The organism is Mesorhizobium sp. M0772 (assembly GCF_040320135.1).
Lineage (GTDB): Bacteria > Pseudomonadota > Alphaproteobacteria > Rhizobiales > Rhizobiaceae > Mesorhizobium.
On the sequence record NZ_JAMYPB010000112.1, the window covers coordinates 1 to 1,496 of the forward strand.

General features: G+C 61.4%; 1 protein-coding gene and 2 pseudogenes. 1 reads left to right on the top strand and 2 read right to left on the bottom strand.

Annotation, left to right across the window (positions count from 1 at the left end; genetic code table 11):
- Positions 1-321: 321 nt before the first annotated feature.
- Positions 322-729, top strand: coding sequence for a recombinase family protein (locus NKI06_RS30760; RefSeq protein ID WP_352561688.1), 408 nt, complete (start codon positions 322-324; stop codon positions 727-729).
- A gap of 252 nt (positions 730-981) precedes the next feature.
- On the opposite strand, the pseudogene NKI06_RS30765 reads toward NKI06_RS30760, so the two are convergent.
- Both NKI06_RS30765 and NKI06_RS30770 read right to left on the bottom strand, forming a co-directional pair.
- Positions 982-1,119, bottom strand: a pseudogene (locus NKI06_RS30765) (GDP-mannose 4,6-dehydratase); the annotation flags it as partial.
- Positions 1,067-1,496: pseudogene (locus tag NKI06_RS30770) on the bottom strand (transposase); the annotation flags it as partial. The pseudogenes NKI06_RS30770 and NKI06_RS30765, both read right to left, overlap by 53 nt.

The following is a 1,496-nucleotide window of genomic DNA, read 5'->3' on the forward strand; positions in this document are numbered from 1 at the left end:
GGAAACGACTTCGTCGACAAATATCAAAAATGACCCTGAGGCGCTCTAAGCCGTCCGGCTTCGCCTCGGAATCGCGTCCGGTATCTATCGGAATAGGCGTCCGGTTTCGTTTCGGAATCACTGTATCGGGGAGATGTCCATGCCGCGCCAGCCCACGACATACCACTTCGATCTGTTCTCGAAGCCGAACGACGCCGACACGGACGCCGCAATGGCAGGCGCTGCCGGCCGAGGCGCGCGGATCAGTGACGAAGCTGATGGTCAGCCTGATGCTCGGACACGTCGACGGCGAGCGTGCCGCAAAACGGGAGGGCGCGGATCATGATGCATGAGAAGATTGGGCCGCATCATCTGGAGCGCAAAGCGATCCTGTGTGTGCGGCAGTCGTCAGCCCATCAGATCCTGCACAATCGTGAGAGCAGCATGCTTCAATATGCGATGCGCGACCGACTGACGGTCCTTGGCTGGTCTCGGGTAGAGACGATCGATGACGATTTCGGCCGTTTCGCCGCCGGCGGCGTGGTACGCGCCGGCTTCGATCGGATGGTCGCCGAGGTCTGTCTCGGCAAGGTCGGGGCTGTTGCGGCACGGGAGGTGTCGCGGTTTGCCCGCAACAGCCGCGACTGGCAGCAGCTTATCGAGATGTGTCGTGTCGTCGATACCGTCCTAATCGACCAGGAGACAGTCTATGCGCCGCGTCAGGGCAATGATCGGCTGCTGCTTTGGTGATCGGGCATGGCAATCGCTGGACACGGGAGCGGGTCACCGCACACAGATCGCATCACAAGATCCCGGTCTTCCGGCCCGAGCCATGGCTCAACCTGAACAAGGCGGCGCGCCTCCTCGGCGTTGCACCGAAGACCCTCAGACACGCCGTCGAAGCAGGCGAGATCGAAGGCATTCATCCTCTACCGGATGGACCGTGGATCTTCAGCCGATCAGAACTTGGAAAGCCGCGAGCCCAGCAGATTCGCGCGCTTAATGCAGGACCATATCGGGATGGTCCTCATGCGGGCCTTGATAGAGGTGGTCGACACGCTGGGTATTGCCGATTAGCGAGGCCCGCCGCTTCAGGCCATGCACCATGTAGCCCTTCGACAGCAAAAGTTCGGCAAGCAACGCGCCCTGCCCTGACGAGGCGTAGGCAGCTTTCGGTATTGGGGAAGATGCGCACGACATAGGTGCGCCGGCGGATTTCCTCGTTGAGCCGTTCCAGCATATTGGTGGACTTCAGGTGCTTGTGGTGCTGACGCGGCAGGCAAAAGAAGGTCAGCGTGTATTCGATGGTCTCCTCCACCCACGTCGTCAGTCGTGGATAGCGGCCCGACCATTTGGACAGCCACGCGGCGAGATCGGCCTTGGCCTCTGCGAGATCGCGCCGGTCGTAGAGCCAGCGCAATCCCTGCAGGCAGTCGTCGCCGTGCTTCCTCGGCAGATGATCGAGCGCGTTCCTGAGGAAGTGCACGTAGCAGCGTTGCCAGGCGGCTTCGGGGATC

Excerpts from the sequence above, each read along its gene's own strand:
- NKI06_RS30760 (WP_352561688.1), top strand. The coding sequence starts at position 322 with ATGATGCATGAGAAGATTGGGCCGCATCATCTGGAGCGCAAAGCGATC.